This window comes from Streptomyces fildesensis (assembly GCF_016107395.1).
Lineage (GTDB): Bacteria > Actinomycetota > Actinomycetes > Streptomycetales > Streptomycetaceae > Actinacidiphila > Actinacidiphila fildesensis.
On sequence record NZ_JAAIKO010000004.1, the window covers coordinates 123023 to 140577 of the forward strand.

General features: G+C 72.0%; 12 protein-coding genes and 1 pseudogene. 6 read left to right on the plus strand and 7 right to left on the minus strand.

The window, feature by feature from the left end; all coding sequences use genetic code 11:
- Positions 1 to 146: 146 nt before the first annotated feature.
- Complete coding sequence (locus C6N31_RS08565; RefSeq protein WP_138355060.1) at positions 147 to 1796, minus strand: PucR family transcriptional regulator; 1650 nt, start codon at positions 1794 to 1796, stop codon at positions 147 to 149.
- A 133-nt stretch (positions 1797 to 1929) separates the two neighbouring features.
- Between C6N31_RS08565 and C6N31_RS08570 the strand changes: the two are divergent.
- The 5 genes and pseudogenes from C6N31_RS08570 to C6N31_RS08590 form a co-directional block, all read left to right on the plus strand.
- Positions 1930 to 2088, plus strand: a pseudogene (locus C6N31_RS08570) (sodium:solute symporter); the annotation flags it as partial.
- Positions 2089 to 2229: 141 nt separating this feature from the next.
- The gene (gene speB, locus C6N31_RS08575) at positions 2230 to 3201 is read left to right on the plus strand and encodes an agmatinase (RefSeq protein WP_138355061.1); all 972 of its coding nucleotides are present in this window, start codon (positions 2230 to 2232) and stop codon (positions 3199 to 3201) included.
- Positions 3198 to 4823: a thiamine pyrophosphate-binding protein gene (locus C6N31_RS08580; protein WP_198357339.1), complete on the plus strand. Its 1626-nt coding sequence runs from the start codon at positions 3198 to 3200 to the stop codon at positions 4821 to 4823. Before speB ends, C6N31_RS08580 begins: the two co-directional genes overlap by 4 nt.
- A 174-nt stretch (positions 4824 to 4997) precedes the next feature.
- Entirely contained in the window at positions 4998 to 8894 is a 3897-nt protein-coding gene (locus C6N31_RS08585) for an ABC transporter ATP-binding protein (RefSeq protein WP_138355063.1), read from the plus strand.
- Positions 8895 to 8979: 85 nt separating this feature from the next.
- On the plus strand, positions 8980 to 10404 hold the full coding sequence (locus tag C6N31_RS08590) for a S28 family serine protease (protein WP_198357340.1): 1425 nt from the start codon (positions 8980 to 8982) through the stop codon (positions 10402 to 10404).
- Between the two features lie 62 nt (positions 10405 to 10466).
- On the opposite strand, the gene C6N31_RS08595 is transcribed toward C6N31_RS08590, so the two are convergent.
- From C6N31_RS08595 to C6N31_RS08605, 3 genes are all read right to left on the minus strand, one after another.
- On the minus strand, positions 10467 to 11162 hold the full coding sequence (locus C6N31_RS08595) for a hypothetical protein (protein WP_138355065.1): 696 nt from the start codon (positions 11160 to 11162) through the stop codon (positions 10467 to 10469).
- Between the two features lie 154 nt (positions 11163 to 11316).
- Positions 11317 to 13137: a glycoside hydrolase family 3 protein gene (locus C6N31_RS08600; protein ID WP_138355066.1), complete on the minus strand. Its 1821-nt coding sequence runs from the start codon at positions 13135 to 13137 to the stop codon at positions 11317 to 11319.
- Between the two features lie 78 nt (positions 13138 to 13215).
- Entirely contained in the window at positions 13216 to 13914 is a 699-nt protein-coding gene (locus tag C6N31_RS08605; RefSeq protein WP_198357341.1) for a hypothetical protein, read from the minus strand.
- Between C6N31_RS08605 and C6N31_RS08610 the strand changes: the two genes are divergently transcribed.
- Entirely contained in the window at positions 13907 to 14140 is a 234-nt protein-coding gene (locus C6N31_RS08610) for a hypothetical protein (protein WP_198357342.1), read from the plus strand. The genes C6N31_RS08605 and C6N31_RS08610 overlap by 8 nt on opposite strands.
- 308 nt (positions 14141 to 14448) lie before the next feature.
- Here C6N31_RS08610 and C6N31_RS08615 read toward each other — a convergent pair whose 3' ends face one another.
- From C6N31_RS08615 to C6N31_RS08625, 3 genes are all read right to left on the minus strand, one after another.
- Positions 14449 to 15246, minus strand: coding sequence for a sugar phosphate isomerase/epimerase family protein (locus C6N31_RS08615; RefSeq protein WP_138355068.1), 798 nt, complete (start codon positions 15244 to 15246; stop codon positions 14449 to 14451).
- Between the two features lie 76 nt (positions 15247 to 15322).
- A complete protein-coding gene (locus C6N31_RS08620) occupies positions 15323 to 16240 on the minus strand; it encodes a bifunctional helix-turn-helix transcriptional regulator/GNAT family N-acetyltransferase (protein WP_138355069.1) in 918 nt (305 codons plus the stop codon).
- A 179-nt stretch (positions 16241 to 16419) separates the two neighbouring features.
- The gene (locus C6N31_RS08625) at positions 16420 to 17496 is read right to left on the minus strand and encodes a LacI family DNA-binding transcriptional regulator (protein ID WP_138355070.1); all 1077 of its coding nucleotides are present in this window, start codon (positions 17494 to 17496) and stop codon (positions 16420 to 16422) included.
- Between the last annotated feature and the right edge of the window lie 59 nt (positions 17497 to 17555).

The following is a 17555-nucleotide window of genomic DNA, read 5'->3' on the forward strand; positions in this document are numbered from 1 at the left end:
TCGGAGGGATCCTGGACCGGCTTTCCGCCGGCTGTCGACGACGCTCCTCCGGGCACCGGTTCCAGCCTCGGCACGGGCCCGGCCGTGTGTCGGTCCCGGCGTGGGCCCGATGCCGCTGACAGCGTCGCCGCCGACGTCGTCGCTGCTCAGAGCCAGCGCAGGGCGAACCAGAGGTCCATGCGGGTATCGGGGTCGTCCAGGTCCGCGTCGAGCAGCGCGGCGGTCCGCGCGATGCGCTGCCGGACCGTGTTGCGATGCACTTCCAGTGCCACGGCGCTGCGGTCCCAGCTGCCGTGCAGCGCCAGCCAGGCGCGCAGGGTCTCCACGAGGGCGGGGGAGTCCAGTAGCGGTTCCAGCAGGGCGCGGGCCTGGGCGCGCGCCTCCTCGGGCGCCACGAGCGCCGTCATGCCCGCGCCGCCGCCGCGGTGCCGGGCCAGCTCGGAGCGGTTCGCGACGGCCCGGCGCAGCGCACCCGCCGCCTGGGCGTCGGCGGCGGCGAGTTCCGCCGTGGACGCCGGGGCGCTGACCCCGAGCGTCCAGCCCGGCTGCGCGGAGATCCGGCGGTCGGCGGGCAGCAGGGCCCGGACGGCGGCGACCCCGTCCGCGTCGACCAGCGCGGTGCCGAGCGCGGCCGCCAGAGCGGCGGCGGCCAGCGGTGCCGCCTCGCCGCGGGTGGGGCCGGAGCCGCGGTGGTGCCCGTGCACCACGATCCAGCGCGGCCCGGTCGCCGCGACGGCTTCCGCCTCGCCGCCGGTCTCGGCGGCAGGCCGGGTGGGAGCGGTCAGCAGGGGCGCGACGTCCTCGGGGCGCGCGCCGAGCAGCAGCCGCACCAGGGCGGCGGAGCGGTCGGTGTCGGCCGTGCCCTGGTAAGGGCCGGTGAGCAACGAGAGCAGCACGGTGGCGACCCCGGTGAGCGCGTTGTCGGCCGGATCGCGCCGCCCCGCCGCGACCGCCAGCACCAGGCCCTCGCCGGGAGCGCTCCCGGCCAGCGCGTAGGCCGCCAGATGCGCGCCGGCGACGGTGTCGGTGGCCGAGGACGGAGCCTGGACGGTCTGCGCCCGGTCGCCCGGCAGCGGCCTGACCACCTGCGCCAGCCGGCCGAGCGCCGTGCGGACCGGCGGCCCGGGGCGGGTGCCCGCCCCGTACAGCTCCCCGCCGCCGGGGCCGAGGAGGGCCGCCCAGCCGCCCAGATGGTGGGCGAGCTGACGCAGCACGGCGGGCACCGGCTCGGGGCGGGCGGCGGCGGAGGCCAGGGACTGCTGGGCCTCGGTGACCCGGCGCAGCTCGCGATGGCGGGCCTCGGCCATCGCCTGCCAGACAGCCCGGGCGACCGCGGTGAACGGGGTTTGCGGCGGAACCTCCACCAAAGGCAGGCCGTACCGGTCGCACGCCTCCACGAGGGCGCGGGGCGTCTCCTCGTAGACGGGTGCGAGCCCGAAGCCGAGCGCCGCGGCACCTGCCTCCACGGCGCGTGCCACGTAGTGGTCGAGATAGGCGTCGTCGACACCGCCACCGGCCTGGTCGACGCCGAGGTCATCGGTGGGGCCGCCGTCGGCGTCGGCCGGGCGCGTTTCCCGTCGCCTCGTGGTGTCGCCCGCCGATGGGAAGTGCACCCCGGCGGTCAGCAGCAGCTCGCCGCCCAGCAGATACGGAACCGGGTCTTCCATCTCACTGGTGTGCACCCAGTGGACGGGGATGTCCTCGCGCGGACCCGCGACCTGCCGAAGTCCCAGGTCCGCGCGGGCCAGCAGATCGGCGAGCGGTACTGGGGGAGTGGGCGGCGCCAGACTCGGCATGTGCGGTCCATCCACTGGAGTGACGTCGAATGGAGGAAACGTACACTTCAGCGACATCTTTCAGCCACCTAGGGTCATCCCCGGAATCGCCCGCATTCAGTGAAGCGCTTCGGACGGAGGAGAGCCCATGGCTGTCGACTACGGCCTGCTGGCCTCGCTCGCCACGTACGCCGTGGTGAGCCTGGCCACGAAGCCGACCGACGCGGCCGTCCTGGCGGCCTGGCGCGAGCGGCTCGCGGGCCGCGGCGCCACCGTCCCGGCCGTCGCGGAACCGGTGCCCGCACAGGGCTGAACCGGTCCCGGCACAGGGTCGTCCCGGTCCCCGGACCGGGCCGAACCGAAGTTATCCACAGCCCCGGCCCGCTTGTCAGCGAGCCGGGGGACACTCGAATCACACCGAAGCACCACGAGTAACGCGAAAGAAGGCACCCCGATGAGCAGCAACGAACCGCGTGGACCGATCGACTCGTCCCGCATCCCGCGGTACGCCGGCCCCGCCACGTTCGCCCGGCTGCCCCGGCTGGACGAGGTCGGCACCGCGGACGTCGCCGTGGTCGGTGTGCCGTTCGACAGCGGGGTCTCGTACCGTCCCGGCGCCCGCTTCGGCGGCAACGCCATCCGTGAGGCCTCCCGGCTGCTGCGCCCGTACAACCCGGCGCAGGACGCCTCGCCGTTCGCGCTCGCCCAGGTCGCGGACGCGGGCGACATCGCCGCCAACCCGTTCAACATCAACGAGGCCGTCGAAACCATCCAGGCCGCCGCCGACGATCTGCTCGACACCGGCGCCCGCCTGATGACCCTCGGTGGCGACCACACCATCGCGCTGCCGCTGCTGCGCTCGGTCGCCCGCAAGCACGGGCCTGTCGCCCTGCTCCACTTCGACGCGCACCTGGACACGTGGGACACGTACTTCGGCGCCGAGTACACCCACGGCACCCCGTTCCGCCGCGCCGTCGAGGAGGGCATCCTCGACACCGAGGCGCTCTCCCACGTCGGCACCCGCGGCCCGCTGTACGGCAAGAAGGACCTGGACGACGACGAGAAGATGGGCTTCGGCATCGTCACCTCGGCGGACGTCATGCGCCGCGGTGTCGACGAGGTCGCGCAGCAGCTGCGCGAGCGCATCGGCGACCGGCCGCTGTACATCTCCATCGACATCGACGTCCTGGACCCGGCGCACGCCCCGGGCACCGGCACCCCGGAGGCCGGCGGCCTCACCTCCCGTGAACTGCTGGAGATCATCCGCGGGCTCTCCTCCTGCCACCTGGTCTCCGCCGACGTGGTCGAGGTCGCCCCCGCGTACGACCACGCGGAGATCACCTCCGTCGCGGCCTCCCACACGGCGTACGAGCTGACCACGATCATGTCCCGGCAGATCTCCGCGGCCCGCCAGAGCGCCAAGTGACGGCCCGCAACGGCGGCGACCTCGTCGTCGAATCCCTGGCCGCGCTCGGCGCGACCACGGTCTTCGGGCTGCCCGGGCAGCACGCCCTCGGCACCTTCGACGCGCTGCGCCGCTCGACGCTCAGCTACGTGGGGCTGCGCGTCGAGAACAACGCGGGCTTCGCCGCCGACGCGTACGCCCGGGTCACCGGCGGCGTCGCCCCACTGCTGGTCTCCACCGGCCCCGGCGCGCTGATGACGCTCGCCGCGCTCCAGGAGTCCGCCGCCGCCTCCGCGCCCGTGCTGGCCATCAGCAGCCAGGTCCCGACCGCCGGACTCGGCGGCGGACGCCACGGGTACCTGCATGAACTGCGCGACCAGAAGGCGTCGTTCCGCTACGTGGTCAAGTCCGTGCACACGGTCCGCACCGCCTCGCAGATCCCCTCGGCGCTCGCCGAGGCCTGGGAGTCCGCGCTCACCGCGCCGTACGGACCGGTGTGGGTGGAGATCCCGCAGGACGTGCTGCTCGCCGGCACCGGCGTCCCGCTCGTCACCGCGCTGCGTGCGGTGCCCCGCCCGCTGGAGCCGCGCGCCGAACTGATCACCGAGGCGGCCCGGCTGCTGTCCGGGGCACAGCGGCCGGCCATCCTGGCCGGCGGCGGCGTCGTACGGTCCGGCGCGGCCGGGGAGCTTCTCGCGCTGGCCGAGCAGCTCGACGCCCCGGTCGCCTCGACGTTCGGCGGCAAGGGCGCGTTCCCCTGGGAGCACCCGCTGTCGCTGCAGTCCTGGATCGAGGACCGGCACACCACCGACTTCCTCGAAGCTGCCGACGTGCTGCTCGTCGTCGGCTCCGGCCTCGGCGAACTCTCCTCGAACTATCACACGTTCCGCCCCCGCGGCCGGGTGATCCAGATCGAGGCGGACCTCGGGAAGCTGGAGTCCAACCACCCGGCCCTCGGCATTCACGGCGACGCCCGGCTCTCGCTGGCCGCCCTGTGCGACCTGACGGTGCCGCGCCCGGACGAGGAGGCCGCCAAGGCCGTCGCCGAAGTCCTGGCGCTCGTCGGTGACCGGATCGCCGGCCAGGACCTGGGCCTGGAGCAGCAGTTGCTGGCCGCGGTCCGCGACGCCCTGCCCGACACCTCGCCCAGCTGCTGGGACATGACGATCCTCGGTTACTGGGCCTGGTCCGCCTTCGACGCCCGGCACCCGAACACCATGCACTCGGCGCAGGGTGCCGGCGGCCTCGGCTACGGCTTTCCCGCCGCCCTCGGCGCGGCCGCCGCCGATCCCACGCGGCCGGTCCTGGCCGTCTCGGGGGACGGCGGAGCCATGTACTCCATCGCCGAGCTGGCCACCGCGCGGCAGTACGGCCTGCCCGTCACCTGGCTCATCGTGGACGACGGCGGTTACGGCATCCTGCGCGAGTACATGACCGACGCCTTCGGCCAGGCCACCGCCACCGAGCTGGCCCGCCCGGACTTCGTCGCCCTCGCCGAGTCCTTCGGGGTCCCGGCCACCGCCACCACGCCCGACACCCTCCGCGACGACCTCGCGGCGGCGCTGGCCACCCCGGGCCCCTCCGTCGTCGTCCTCCCGGCGCACCTGCGGATGTTCGCCCCCACCCATCTCATAGGGAGCTGACCGGCCGCCCGCTCCGCCGGGAGCGGGCCGCCCGGCTCCGGCAAGGCTTAGGTCCATCGCCCGAGAGGAGTGAGACCTTGGCCCCTCTTTGGCTGCGGTTTGTTGCAGCAGGATGAAATTCGCACGCCAGCGCGTTGCAGCGTCGGGTAGTCGTGGATCAGTGGGAGGACCCGGGTGACATCGGCGAAGGTTGAGCCGGAGCAGGGCTGGTTGCGGCGGTTGGTCGGCTATTGCTGGCGGTACCGCCGCAACGTACTGCTGGCGTTGGGCGCGTCACTGGGCGGGATGGCCGTCACCGCGCTCGTCCCACTGGTGCCGAAGCTGATCATCGACGACGTGGTGCTCGCGCACGACCGTCCGCTGCTGCCCTGGGCGATCGTGCTGGTGGTCGCGGCCGTCGCCGTCTACGTCCTGACGTATGTGCGGCGCTTCTACGGCGGCCGGCTCGCCCTCGATGTGCAGCACGACCTGCGCAGCGACATGTTCCGCTCGCTGACCCGGCTGGACGGCCGGCGGCAGGACGAGCTGGACACCGGCCAGGTGGTCGGCAGGGCCACCAGCGACCTGCAGCTCATCCAGGGCCTGCTCTTCATGCTGCCGATGATGATCGGCAACGTGCTGCTGTTCGTGCTGTCCCTGATCGTGATGCTCACGCTCTCCCCGCTCCTCACCCTCGTCGCGCTGGCCGTCGCCCCCGCCTTGTGGTTCATCGCCGACCGCAGCCGTAAGCGGCTCTTCCCCGCCACCTGGTACGCCCAGGGGCAGGCTGCCGCCGTCGCGGGCATCGTCGACGGGTCCGTCACCGGCGTCCGCGTGGTGAAGGGCTTCGGCCAGGAGCAGCAGGAGATGGACAAGCTGGAGGGCGTCAGCAAGAAGCTGTTCGCCGGCCGGCTCCGCACGATCCGGCTGAACGCGCGCTACAGCCCGGCCCTCCAGGCCGTGCCCTCGATCGGCCAGGTGGGCATGCTGGCGCTCGGCGGATGGATGGCGACCCGCGGGCAGATCACGCTCGGCACGTTCGTCGCGTTCTCCACGTACCTCGCGCAGCTCACCGGCCCGGTGCGGATGCTGACCATGATGCTGACCGTCGGACAGCAGGCACGGGCCGGCGTCGAGCGCGTCCTGGAGCTGATCGACACCGAGCCGACGCTGGAGGAGGGCACCCGGACGCTGCCCGAGGGCGCGGCCACCGTCGAGTTCGACCACGTCACCTTCGGCTACGACCCCGAGCGGCCGGTGCTGGCCGACTTCTCGCTGCGCGTCGAGCCCGGTGAGACCGTCGCCGTCGTCGGTGCCTCGGGCTCCGGGAAGTCCACCGTCTCGCTGCTGCTGCCGCGCTTCTACGACGCCACCGGCGGCGCGGTGCGGATCGGCGGCGAGGACGTCCGCGACCTCACCTTCGACTCGCTGCGCGGCGCCATCGGCATGGTGCCCGAGGACAGCTTCCTGTTCTCCGACACCGTGCGCTCCAACATCGCCTACGGACACCCGGACGCCACCGATGAGCAGGTGCTCGCCGCGACCCGCGCGGCGCAGGCCCACGAGTTCATCGAGGCGCTCCCCGAGGGCTACGACACCGTGGTCGGCGAACAGGGCCTGACCCTGTCCGGCGGCCAGCGGCAGCGCGTCGCCCTCGCCCGCGCGATCCTGACCGACCCGCGGTTGCTGCTCCTGGACGACGCGACCTCGGCGGTCGACGCCCAGGTCGAGGCGGAGATCTTCGACGCGCTGCGCGAGGTCGTGACCGGCCGGACGACGCTGCTGATCGCCCACCGCCGCTCGACGCTGGCGCTCGCCGACCGGATCGCCGTCCTGGAGGACGGCCGGCTGGCGGACATCGGCACCCATGACGAGCTGGAGGAGCGCTCCGCGCTCTTCCGCAAGCTGTTGACCGACCCGGACGCGCTCGGCGCGGACGTCGTCACCGCCGACCCGGCCGGTGTGCTCGCCGCCGCCTGGTCGGGCGAGGGCGCCGCGACCGGACTTGCGGAGCGCACCGCCACCGCACCCGGATCCGAAGAGGCTCACGGGTCCGAGAGGCTCAACGGGTCCGACCGGTTCAACGGAACGGGCAGGATCAACGGATCCACAGTGTCCGACAGCGTGACGGCAGAGCTGTGGCCCAGGGAACCGCACCCCGCTGACGGGCCCGCTACGGGGAAGGCACGGGAGAACGGAGCCGCCCCGGCTCCCATCGTTCCGGCGGCGGGTGGACCCGCCGGCATGGCCGCCGCGATGGCCGGGATGCCGGCCTCGCCCGATCTGCTCGCGAAGGTGGCAGCGCTGCCACCCGCCACCGACACACCCGACGTGGACGAGGCGCAGGCCCGCATCGTCGACGAGGAGTTCGGGCTGCGCAGCCTGCTGCGCGGCTTCCGCACCCCGCTGCTGTTCAGCCTGCTGCTGGTGGCGGCGGACGCCATCGCCGGACTGATGCTGCCGGTGCTGATCAGGCACGGCATCGACTCCGGTGTCCGGGAGGCCGCGCTCGGCGCGGTCTGGGCGGCCTCGGCCGCCGGCCTGGTGATCGTCGTCGTGCAGTGGGCGGCGCAGTGGGGATCGGCGCGGCTGACCGGCAGGACCGGCGAGCGCGTCCTCTACACGCTGCGGGTGAAGATCTTCTCGCATCTGCACCGGCTCGGGCTCGACTACTACGAGCGTGAGCTGACCGGCCGGATCATGACGCGGATGACCACGGATGTCGACGCCCTGTCGACATTCCTGCAGACCGGACTGGTCACCGCCCTGGTCAGCGTGCTCACCTTCTTCGGCATCCTGGTCGCGCTGCTCGCCCTGGACGTCCAGCTGGCGCTGCTGGTGTTCGCGACGCTCCCGCCGCTCGTCCTGGCCACCTGGGTGTTCCGGCGCAAGTCCGTCCGGGCGTACGAACTGGCCCGTGAACGCGTCGGCGTCGTCAACGCGGACCTGCAGGAGAACGTCGCCGGGCTGCGTATCGTGCAGGCGTTCCGCCGTGAGCGCGTCGGCGCCGTCCGGTTCGCGGAGCGCAGCAGCGCGTACCGCGAAGCCCGGGTGCGCGGACAGTTCCTGATCTCGGTGTACTTCCCGTTCGTCCAGCTGCTGTCCAGCGGCGCGGCCGCGCTGGTGCTGATCGTCGGCGCCCAGCGGGTCGGCGCGGGCACCCTGACCGCGGGCGCGCTCGTCGCGTACCTGCTCTACATCGATCTGTTCTTCGCGCCGGTGCAGCAGCTGTCGCAGGTCTTCGACGGCTACCAGCAGGCGTCGGTGTCGCTCGGCCGGATCCGTGAACTGCTGCGGGTGCCGAGCACCACCCCGGCCGCGGCCCGGCCGCTGGCCGTCCCGTCGCTGCGCGGTGAGATCACCTTCAAGGACGTGCACTTCCGGTACGGGGACGGCGCCGAGGCGCTGAGCGGCGTGGACCTGCACATCCCGGCCGGGCAGACGGTCGCCTTCGTCGGCGAGACGGGCGCGGGCAAGTCCACGCTGGTCAAGCTGGTCGCCCGGTTCTACGACCCGACCGGCGGCGGTGTCCTTGTCGACGGCACCGACATCCGCGAACTGGACATGACGGCCTACCGGCAGCGGCTGGGCGTCGTACCGCAGGAGCCCTACCTGTTCGCCGGAACGGTGCGCGACTCCATCGCGTACGGACGGATGGACGCGACGGACGCGGAGGTCGAGGCCGCGGCCCGGTCGGTCGGCGCGCACGAGATGATCGCGACGCTCGACGGCGGCTATCTGCACCTGGTCAGCGAACGCGGCCGCAACCTGTCCGCAGGGCAGCGGCAGCTGATAGCGCTGGCCCGGGCCGAGCTCGTCGATCCCGACATCCTGCTGCTGGACGAGGCGACGGCCGCGCTCGACCTGGCCACGGAAGGGCTGGTCAACCAGGCCGCCGACCGGCTGGCGGTGCGGCGCACCACGCTCGTCGTCGCGCACCGGCTGACCACGGCCTCGCGCGCCGACCGTGTCGTCCTGCTCGACCACGGCCGTGTCATCGAGGACGGCACCCATGACGAACTGCTTGCCGCGGACGGGCGATACGCCCGGTTGTGGCGCACATTCGTCGGTGAAGTACGGGCCGCCGCCTGATATTTCACTGTCCCAAGGCCCTCTGGTGGTAAGACCGTTGCTCCCCTAGGTTCGCGGCAACGTCCGTGAACCCAGGGGAGGGTGCATGCGTAAGGCGCTCAGATGGCTGCTGTCACTGATGCTGCTCGTCGGCGCGACCGGTGCGGTCGGGGCCGGTGCGACGGGGACGGCCACCGCCGCGGATTCAGCGAGTGTCGATTCGGCGAGTGCGGATATCAAGGACCGCATTCTGGCGATACCCGGGATGACCCTCATCGAGGAGAAGCCGGTCACCGGCTACCGCTACTTCGTTCTCCATTACACCCAGCCGATCGACCACCTCCGCCCCTGGAAGGGCACCTTCCAGCAGCGGCTGACGGTGCTCCACAAGGCGACCGACCGCCCGACGGTCTTCTTCACCTCCGGCTACGGGCTCTCCACCAACGCGAGCCGCTCGGAGCCGACCCGGCTCATCGACGGCAACCAGGTCTCCATGGAGTACCGGTTCTTCACGCCGTCCCGCCCCGCCGAGCCGGCCGACTGGTCCAAGCTCGACATCTGGCAGGCGGCCAGCGACCAGCACCGGATCTTCCAGGCGCTGGACCGGATCTACCACCGGAACTGGATCGACACCGGCGGCAGCAAGGGCGGCATGACCGCCACCTACTTCCGCCGCTTCTACCCGAACGACATGGACGGCACGGTCGCCTATGTCGCGCCCAATGACGTGGTCAACAAGGAGGACTCGGCCTACACGGAGTTCTTCAAGACCGTCGGCAACGCCGACTGCCGTGCCGCGCTCAACGCCGTGCAGCGCGAGGCGCTGGTACGCCGGGACGAGATCGTCGCCCGCTACCAGAAGTACGCCGACGACAACGCGCTGACCTTCACCACCGTGGGCAGTGCCGACAAGGCGTACGAGAACGTCGTGCTGGACCTGGTGTGGGCGTTCTGGCAGTACCACCTGGAGTCGGAGTGCCCGACCGTCCCCAAGCCGACCGCGACCACCGATGAGCTGTACACCTTCATCGACACCATCTCCGGCTTCGACTTCTACACCGACCAGGGCCTGGAGTACTACACGCCGTACTACTACCAGGCCGGCACCCAGCTCGGCGCGCCCACCTTCGCGACCCCGCACCTCAAGGGGCTGCTGCGCTACCCGGGCATCTACCAGCCGCGCTCGTACGTGCCGCGGTCCATCCCGATGACCTTCAAGCCGTCGGCGATGCCGGATGTGGACAACTGGGTGCAGCACCACGCCCAGCGGATGCTGTTCGTTTACGGAACGAACGACCCATGGGGTGCAGAACCGTTCCGTCTCGGGAAGGGCGCGAAGGACTCCTTCGTGATGTGGGCGCCGGGCGCGAACCACGGCGCGAACATCGCCGCGCTCAAGCCCGCGGACAACGCCAAGGCGACCGCCAAGGTGCTGAAGTGGGCGGGCGTCACCCCGGCCACGACGCTCGCCCCCTCGTTCGACGCGAAGCTCGACGTACCGAACGACGTCATGGACCGCCACCCGCTGTAGCGCCGGACCCGGCCCTGGTCCCGGGTTCGGAGATCAGGGCGTGATCCGAGCAAGGACGTGGTTCACAGCCGGCGGGCGCATCCGACGCCCGCCGGCCCGACGTTCACGAACAGCGCCGTTCCCGGCGGGCATTGGGCGCGCTCAGCTGCGATCGCGTCCACCCGGTACCCGGGCTTGTTCCGGCTGGAACGGTCACAGGCCGTCTCCTTCACCTGGCCGGCACCCGCTGTGTAGACGCAGTCGCCGACGATGGTGCGCGGACCACCGCCCGCCCCCGGGTCACCGGGGTGCGGGCCGTCGCGTTTGCGCATGCAGGCGTACCCCGGCGACCGGCCGGACGACACCGACAGGACGAAGTCCGTCGTCTCCGGACAGCGGTCTCCCGCCCGCACCGTGGGGGCTGTCGAGGCGGCCTGTCCGGCGGCCGGCGATGACGCCGGTGCTGACGCATCCGGCAGCAGACCGTAGAACCGGACCGTGACCTCGGCGATGGCGTTCGGGTCCGAGCACGCCACCTCCCGGTACGAGCCCAGCGGATCGCTCTGCGCACACGCGCCTTCCGCGAGGAACGCCGTATCCGTGCCCGCGGGCTTCAGGGTGGGTGAGGGGGCGGCCGTTCCCGCCCCCGAACCGCCGCCCGCCGTCCCCCGGAACGGTGTGCAGGCCGCGAGCGCGGCGAGGAGGGCGAGTGCGAACAGGACGGCGGCCGATACCACCGCGGCGTGCAGAAACGATCCCAAATGGCCGTACCCGCGCATGAAGGCCCCCCTAGGCTTCCCCCGGGCAACATGCACCCATACGTCAGGGTAGGGGGTGGAACCGGCGGAGGGGAGGGCCCGCCGGCTCCGGGTTGGCCCGGCACCTTCCCGGACGGTCCGACACCCGACCCGATGTGTTTCCCGGGAGCCCCGACTACCGGTATTTCAGGCCGTGTCCGATCGGATAGAGCGCCTTTTCAGGATCGTCCGCGCGGGGCACCGCGACCGGCAGCCGGCCCGTCGGAGCCGCTCTGCCGGCGATGACCCGGGCCACCGCGCGCATCGACACATCGGTCCAGCCGTACACGGCGAGCCCGGCCGCGACGCCGCCGAGCCACGCGATGTCGTACGGATTGCGGAGGGCGATCTGAACGACCGGGATGCCGGTCGCCACCAGTGCCTTCACCAGGGCGATCTGGCCGGCCGCGGCCGCCGTGACGTTGTACGTGCCGATGACGACGCCGTCCTTGCCGCGGGCGGCCGCGACGGCCTCGTCGATGACGGCCTGGCCGGGCGCGGTACCGGTGGGCAGCGCCTGCGCTCGGTGGCCGAGGTCCGTGAGCGCCTTGGCGAGAACCGAGGTCGGCGGGCCACCCGTGCCGGACGGCGCGGCCGGATCCGCGCCGACCACGAGCAGATTCCGGTGGGCGCGGCGCGGCAGCGGCAGGACCCGGGAGGGGTTGGAGAGCAGGGTGACGGTACGGTCGGTGATCCGGTCGGCGGTCGCGAGGTGCGAACGGATGCCGACCGCCCGGTCGACGCCCTGATGCGTGACATAGGGATTGCGGAACAGGCCTTTGCGGGTCTTGAGTTCCAGGATCCGGACCAGGGACTCGTCGATCCGCTGCTCGGTGATCTCCCCGGACGTCAGCGCGTCGAGCACCGCCTTCCAGGCGACGTCGAGGAGCGGCGGGTTCAGCAGCTGGTCGGCGCCGGCCTTGAGGGCGAGCACCGGCACCCGGTCGTCGCCGTACTTCTGCCGCACACCGGCCATGCCGAGCGAATCGGTGATCACGACGCCGTCGTAGCCGAGTTCCTCCCGGAGGATCCCGGTGAGGATGGGGCGGGAGAGGGTGGCGGGGTCCCCCGAGTCGTCGAGCGCGGGAACCAGGATGTGGGCCGTCATGATCGAGTCGATCCCGGCGGCGATCGCGGCGCGGAACGGCGGGGCGTCGATCCGCCGCCACTCGTCCAGCGAGTGGGTGATGACCGGCAGTTCGAAATGGCTGTCGGTGCCGGTGTCGCCATGGCCGGGGAAATGCTTGGCGGTGGAGGCGATCCCGGCCCCCTGGTACCCCTTGACCTGGGCTGCCGCCAGAGCGGCGACGGCCTGCGGATCGGCGCCGAAGGACCGTACGCCGATCACGGGGTTGGCCGGATTGATGTTCACGTCGGAGACCGGGGAGAAGTTCTGGTTGACGCCCATGGCGCCGAGCTCGGTGCCCACGACATGGGCCGCGGCGCGGGCGTCGTGCGGATCACCGTCGGCGCCGAGCGCCATCCCGCCGGGGAAGAGCGTGGCGGGTGAGCCGATCCGGGCGACCGCGCCCTGCTCCTGATCGGTGGAGATCAGCAGTGGGATCGGAGTCCCATGGGCCAGCGCGGCGCGCTGGATGCCGTTGGAGAGGTCGGCGATCTGGTGCGGGTCCCGGGTGTTGTGCGCCCAGCTGAAGTAGATGATGCCGCCGAGGTGGTACTTGGCGATCAGTTCGGCGGCGTCGGAGACGCCCATCTCGCTCTGGTTGGAGGCGACGTCCGCAGGGTCGGGGGCGGTGGCGGAATGGCCGTAGACCCGCATCACGAAGAGCTGGCCGACCTTCTCCGCACGGCTCATCCGCGCGATGATCGCGCGGATGAGCCTGCGGTCCGGGGCGGCGGCCTGGGCGGACGGGACGCCGGCGGCGAAGGCGCCCGCTGTGACGGCGGTGGCGGCCGCGGTGGCGAGAACGGTGCGGCGGGATGGTTGGTGGTGCATGTCGAACTCCTTCCGGCTGGAGGAGATGAGCACGCTGAAAGTTTTCTTCAGTTGAAACGGATAGCCGGAAAGTTTTCGTCAGTCAATGGCTGTGACGCGAGTCGGCAGCACATTCACCGGGACGGCCAGCACCGCCGCGTAGATCTCGGGCCGGATACAGCGGATGTTCTCGCCTCCGGTCGGCGACGCCGATACCCGCCCCTCGGGAGTGATGAGCAGTGCGGCGCCGGTGGACCGGCAGCCGGACAGCTTGAATCCGAAGCGCCGTTCACCGCTTTTCGGCGAATGCGCGGCCAGCTGTGTGCGTACGGCCGAGGCGCCGGCGGCGGGCAGACCCGCCAGATAGGCGTTCAGCTGGGCGGGCTGGGTCACTTCCGAGCCCTTGAGCCCCTGGCCCTGGGCGGTCGCGCCATTGAGGTACGTGAACGCCACCGTCGTACCGGGGCTGGGCGCGGTGGCCGCCGCACCTCCGGTCCCGAACACCGGATGCTTCGGCATACGGTCGCGCGGCACCTCGAAGACCACCGTGACCTGATAGGCGACCAGGCACTCCGGCTTGGGCTTCGGCTGGCTGACCCCGAGCGTCAGCCGGTCGCCACTGGCGAGCAGCGCGGCCCCGGTGGCCTGGCTGCAGCCGGTGGTCTCCACCCAGCCCACCAGCACATTGCGCGAGAAGTCCGTCTTCTGGGTGCGCTGGGCGATCTCGCGGGCCGCCGCCGGATCGGACCCCGCGAACCAGCTCGGGAAGCGGGACAGCTCGAGTTCGCTGTTGATCACCGAGTGGACCGCGGGCGGCCTGCGCACCCCGGCGGAGAGGTACACGACCCGGGACTCGATCCCGTGGGCCCCGGACTGGACGGGGGTGGTCGCGGTGCCGGCGGACGACGGACTGCCCGACGGAGAACCACCGGTCGACGGTGGAACCCCCGTCCCCGAGGTGCTGGGGCTGTGGTCGCCCCCGGCACTGTCGGAAGGCGGCGCACCGGTGGCGGACCGGTCCTGACCGCAGCCGGTGGACAGGGCTGTCAGTGACGCGGCCAGCACCGCGACCGACACGGCTCTACGGAGCTTTATCAGCAGCATGTGGCTTGGACGGGCGGATTCCACGACCGGTTCCGTGCGGTGGCTGAACATGGCTCCATCGTCGGGCCGGCCGAGGTCACCGGGCAGTGTGTGATGCGCCGTTTGGCCGAAAGCGCACGGACCGCCCCTGGCATCGACCGGTCCCGCACGGGCTCTGCGCGGCATGGACCGACCTTCCCAAGGACCCCCAACGACCACCCCGCGACCGGCGCACGGCCGGCCCCGGTGTCATGCCGAGTTGGCGAGCAGCCGGGACAGATGCTGCCGGGCCGGTGACAGCAGCTCCGGCAGGTCCGCGACCTGCGGGTACCAGCGCTTCTCGTACTCCCAGCAGAGCCAGCCGTCCCAGTCCCCCCGGCTCAGCACCTCCACGGTCTCGGCCAGCGGCAGCACACCCTCCCCGAGCGGCAGCGGGGTGGTGTCCTCGGCCGAGGCGATGTCCTTGACCTGCACGTACCCCAGGTGCGGGGCGAGTACGGGGTAGGTCTCGGACGGCTGCTCACCACCGCGCCAGGTGTGCATCACATCCCAGATCACACCCACGCTGCCGTGCCCGACCAGCCCCATGATCCGGGCCGCGTCCGCTCCGGTCGGGTGCGAGTCGTGCGTCTCGAGCAGCACCTTCACCCCGAGGCGGGCGGCGTCCGGCGCGACCGCCGCAAGGCGCCGTGCGGCGTACAGGTCCGCCTCCGCCGCCGGCAGTTCCCCACCGCCGGGGAAGACCCGCACGAACGGAGCCCCCAGATCGGCTGCGAGGGCCAGGTTTGCCCGCAGGTCCGTCAGTACCGGCTCGTCGTCACCCGGCGCGGCGACCTTGGCGTAAGCCGCCACCGTCAGGATCTCCACCCCCGACTTCTCGAACTCGGCCACGACCGCGCTCCGTTCCGCCGCGGACAGGCCGGTGTGGACGGGTTCCTCGGCGTTGGCCCGGATCTCCACACCGTGGAAACCATGCTCAGCGGCGAGGCGGACGACCTGCTCGATGGGGAGTGCGGGGACGCCGAGTGTGGAGAACGCGAGCTTCATCCGGCGGACACTAGGCACCACGCAGGGCATGGTCAACCTCCCACGGCGCTCTCGGCGCGCGCCGCCGCGATCCGGCCTAAAGCACCAGGCGCCAGTCCTGTCCCACGAGGTCCTTGCCGAAGCTGTGATGCGGCTTCTCCGCGACGAGCTCGAAGCCGGCCCGCTGGTAGATCTTCCGGGCCGCCCCCAGCACATCGTTCGTCCACAGCACCAGCTCGCGGTAGCCGGCCCCGCGGGCGAAGGATATGCACCGCTCCACCAGCCGGTCGCCTATGCGATGACCGCGCGCACCCGGCTCGACCAGCAGCAGCCGCAGCCGCGCGACGCCGGGTACCTCGTCGCGGACGCAGAACACACAGCCGGCCGGCACACCGTCCAGCTCCGCCATCCACAGCGCCTCGCGCCCGGGATCCGGATCGGCGGCGAAGTCCGCCACGATCCGTGCCACCAGTGCTTCGTACTCGCTGTTCCAACCGAACTCGGCCGCGTACACCGCCGCGTTCCGCTGGATCACCCAGCCCAGGTCGCCGGGCCGGGGTCCGCGCAGTTCGATCCGGGCCGGGGCAGGCGGGCGGTCGTCGCGCAGTATCTCCCGGACGGTGCGCATGGCCTCGGCCAGCCGCGGGCGGTCCTCCTCGGGCACATCGCTGAGCAGCGACCCGACGGCCTCCTCCGCCCGTTTCTCCAGCAGCGTGGCCGCCTCCCGGCCCCGCGGGGTCAGCTCTATGCGCTGCCGCCGGGCGTCCTGTTCGGACGGCGCACGGGTGACCAGCTGGTCCTGTTCGAACTTCGACAGCATGCGGCTCAAGTGCCCGGCGTCGAGCGAGAGTTCCACCCGGAGGTCGGCGGCGTCTGTCCGCCGGGAGTGCGCCAGCTCGTACAGCACCCGCGCTTCGGTCAGCGTGTAGGGAGTATGCAGATGGCGGCTGTAGTCCAGCGCGCCGATGAGGTTGGTGTAGAAGCGGTTGAACGCGCGGATCTCTTGCACGGCCATGGGGGCACCTCGGCATTCACCGTCGAAATTCCTTTGCCTGAGTCAAAGGTAAGCCCGCGACGGCACCGTGAAAAGGCCTGTGGATAACTTCCGGGCGCCCCTGCGGACACCCCGTGACGCCCTGGTGGACGGCCTCCCGGACGGCCTCCCGGGCGTCCCGTGAACCCCTCGGCCTCGTTTCAGGCGGACCCGGCCCGCGGCGGTGCCGTGGACGCCCGCACCATCAGCTCGGTGCGGATCGTCGCGAGGCCGCCGGGCGGCGCGGTCTGCCGCCCCATGACGAGGCGGCCGGCCCGGGCGCCCGCCTCCTGCAGCGGGATGCGGACCGTTGTCAGGGCCGGCGCGGTGTCCACGCTGAACGGGAGATCGTCGAAGCCCGCCACCGAGACGTCGTCCGGAATGCTCAACCCCTGGTCGCGCAGGGCCGCGCAGACGCCGAGCGCGACGGTGTCGTTGGCGGCGATGACGGCGGTCAGCGTGGGTTCCCTGCGCAGGAGTTCCAGCGCCGCGTCGTAGCCGGAGGAGCGGTCGTACGAGCCGTGCACCGTGAGTCGGTCGACGGCGGGACCGGTGGCCGGCAGGCCGTGGTCCGCCAGTGCCGCCCGGTGGCCCTCCAGCCGGTGCCGGGTGGTGGTGCGGTCGGCGGGACCCGCGACGTACCCGATCCGGCGGTGGCCGAGGGAGAGCAGGTGCTCGGTGAGCCGCCGCGCGCCGCCCCGGTTGTCGAACGCGACGGTCGCGACGGGGATCTGCGTGGCCGGCTGTTCCAGCGGAGGCCGTCCGCACAGCACGATCCGCGTGCCGGACTCCGCGAGCCGGGCGAGCCGGGCGGCGACCGCCGCACTGTGCTCCGCGCCCTCGACCGCGCCGCCGGTGATCACCACTCCGGCCGCACGCTGGCGTTCCAGCAAGGTGAGATAGGTGAGTTCGGCCTCGGGGGAGCCGCCGGTGTTGCAGACCACCGCGAGCTTGCCGCCGCCGGGTGCGGATGCGTCGCTGATCTCGGCCTGGACGGCGCTCGCGATCAGTCCGAAGAACGGGTCCGCGACGTCGTTGACGAGTACTCCGACCAGGTCGGAGGTGGCGGCCGCGAGGCCTCTGGCCTGCCCGTTGACCACATAGTCCAGGTCTTCGACGGCCCGCTGGACGCGGTCGCGCGTGCTGCCCGCGACCGGGTAGTTGCCATTGAGGACGCGCGAGACGGTCGCGGACGACACCCCGGCGCGCGCCGCGACATCGGCGAGGGTCACTGCCATCTGCGTCCGTACCTCCTGCTGGCCGTCCCGGGACCGCACCGCCCGTTGCCGGACATGTT

Coding starts and splice junctions, on each gene's coding strand:
- C6N31_RS08590 (WP_198357340.1), top strand. CDS start 8,980: ATGCGTAAGGCGCTCAGATGGCTGCTGTCACTGATGCTGCTCGTCGGC.
- C6N31_RS08565 (WP_138355060.1), bottom strand. CDS start 1,796: ATGCCGAGTCTGGCGCCGCCCACTCCCCCAGTACCGCTCGCCGATCTG.
- C6N31_RS08600 (WP_138355066.1), bottom strand. CDS start 13,137: ATGCACCACCAACCATCCCGCCGCACCGTTCTCGCCACCGCGGCCGCC.
- C6N31_RS08625 (WP_138355070.1), bottom strand. CDS start 17,496: ATGGCAGTGACCCTCGCCGATGTCGCGGCGCGCGCCGGGGTGTCGTCC.
- speB (WP_138355061.1), top strand. CDS start 2,230: ATGAGCAGCAACGAACCGCGTGGACCGATCGACTCGTCCCGCATCCCG.
- C6N31_RS08615 (WP_138355068.1), bottom strand. CDS start 15,246: ATGAAGCTCGCGTTCTCCACACTCGGCGTCCCCGCACTCCCCATCGAG.
- C6N31_RS08620 (WP_138355069.1), bottom strand. CDS start 16,240: ATGGCCGTGCAAGAGATCCGCGCGTTCAACCGCTTCTACACCAACCTC.
- C6N31_RS08595 (WP_138355065.1), bottom strand. CDS start 11,162: ATGCGCGGGTACGGCCATTTGGGATCGTTTCTGCACGCCGCGGTGGTA.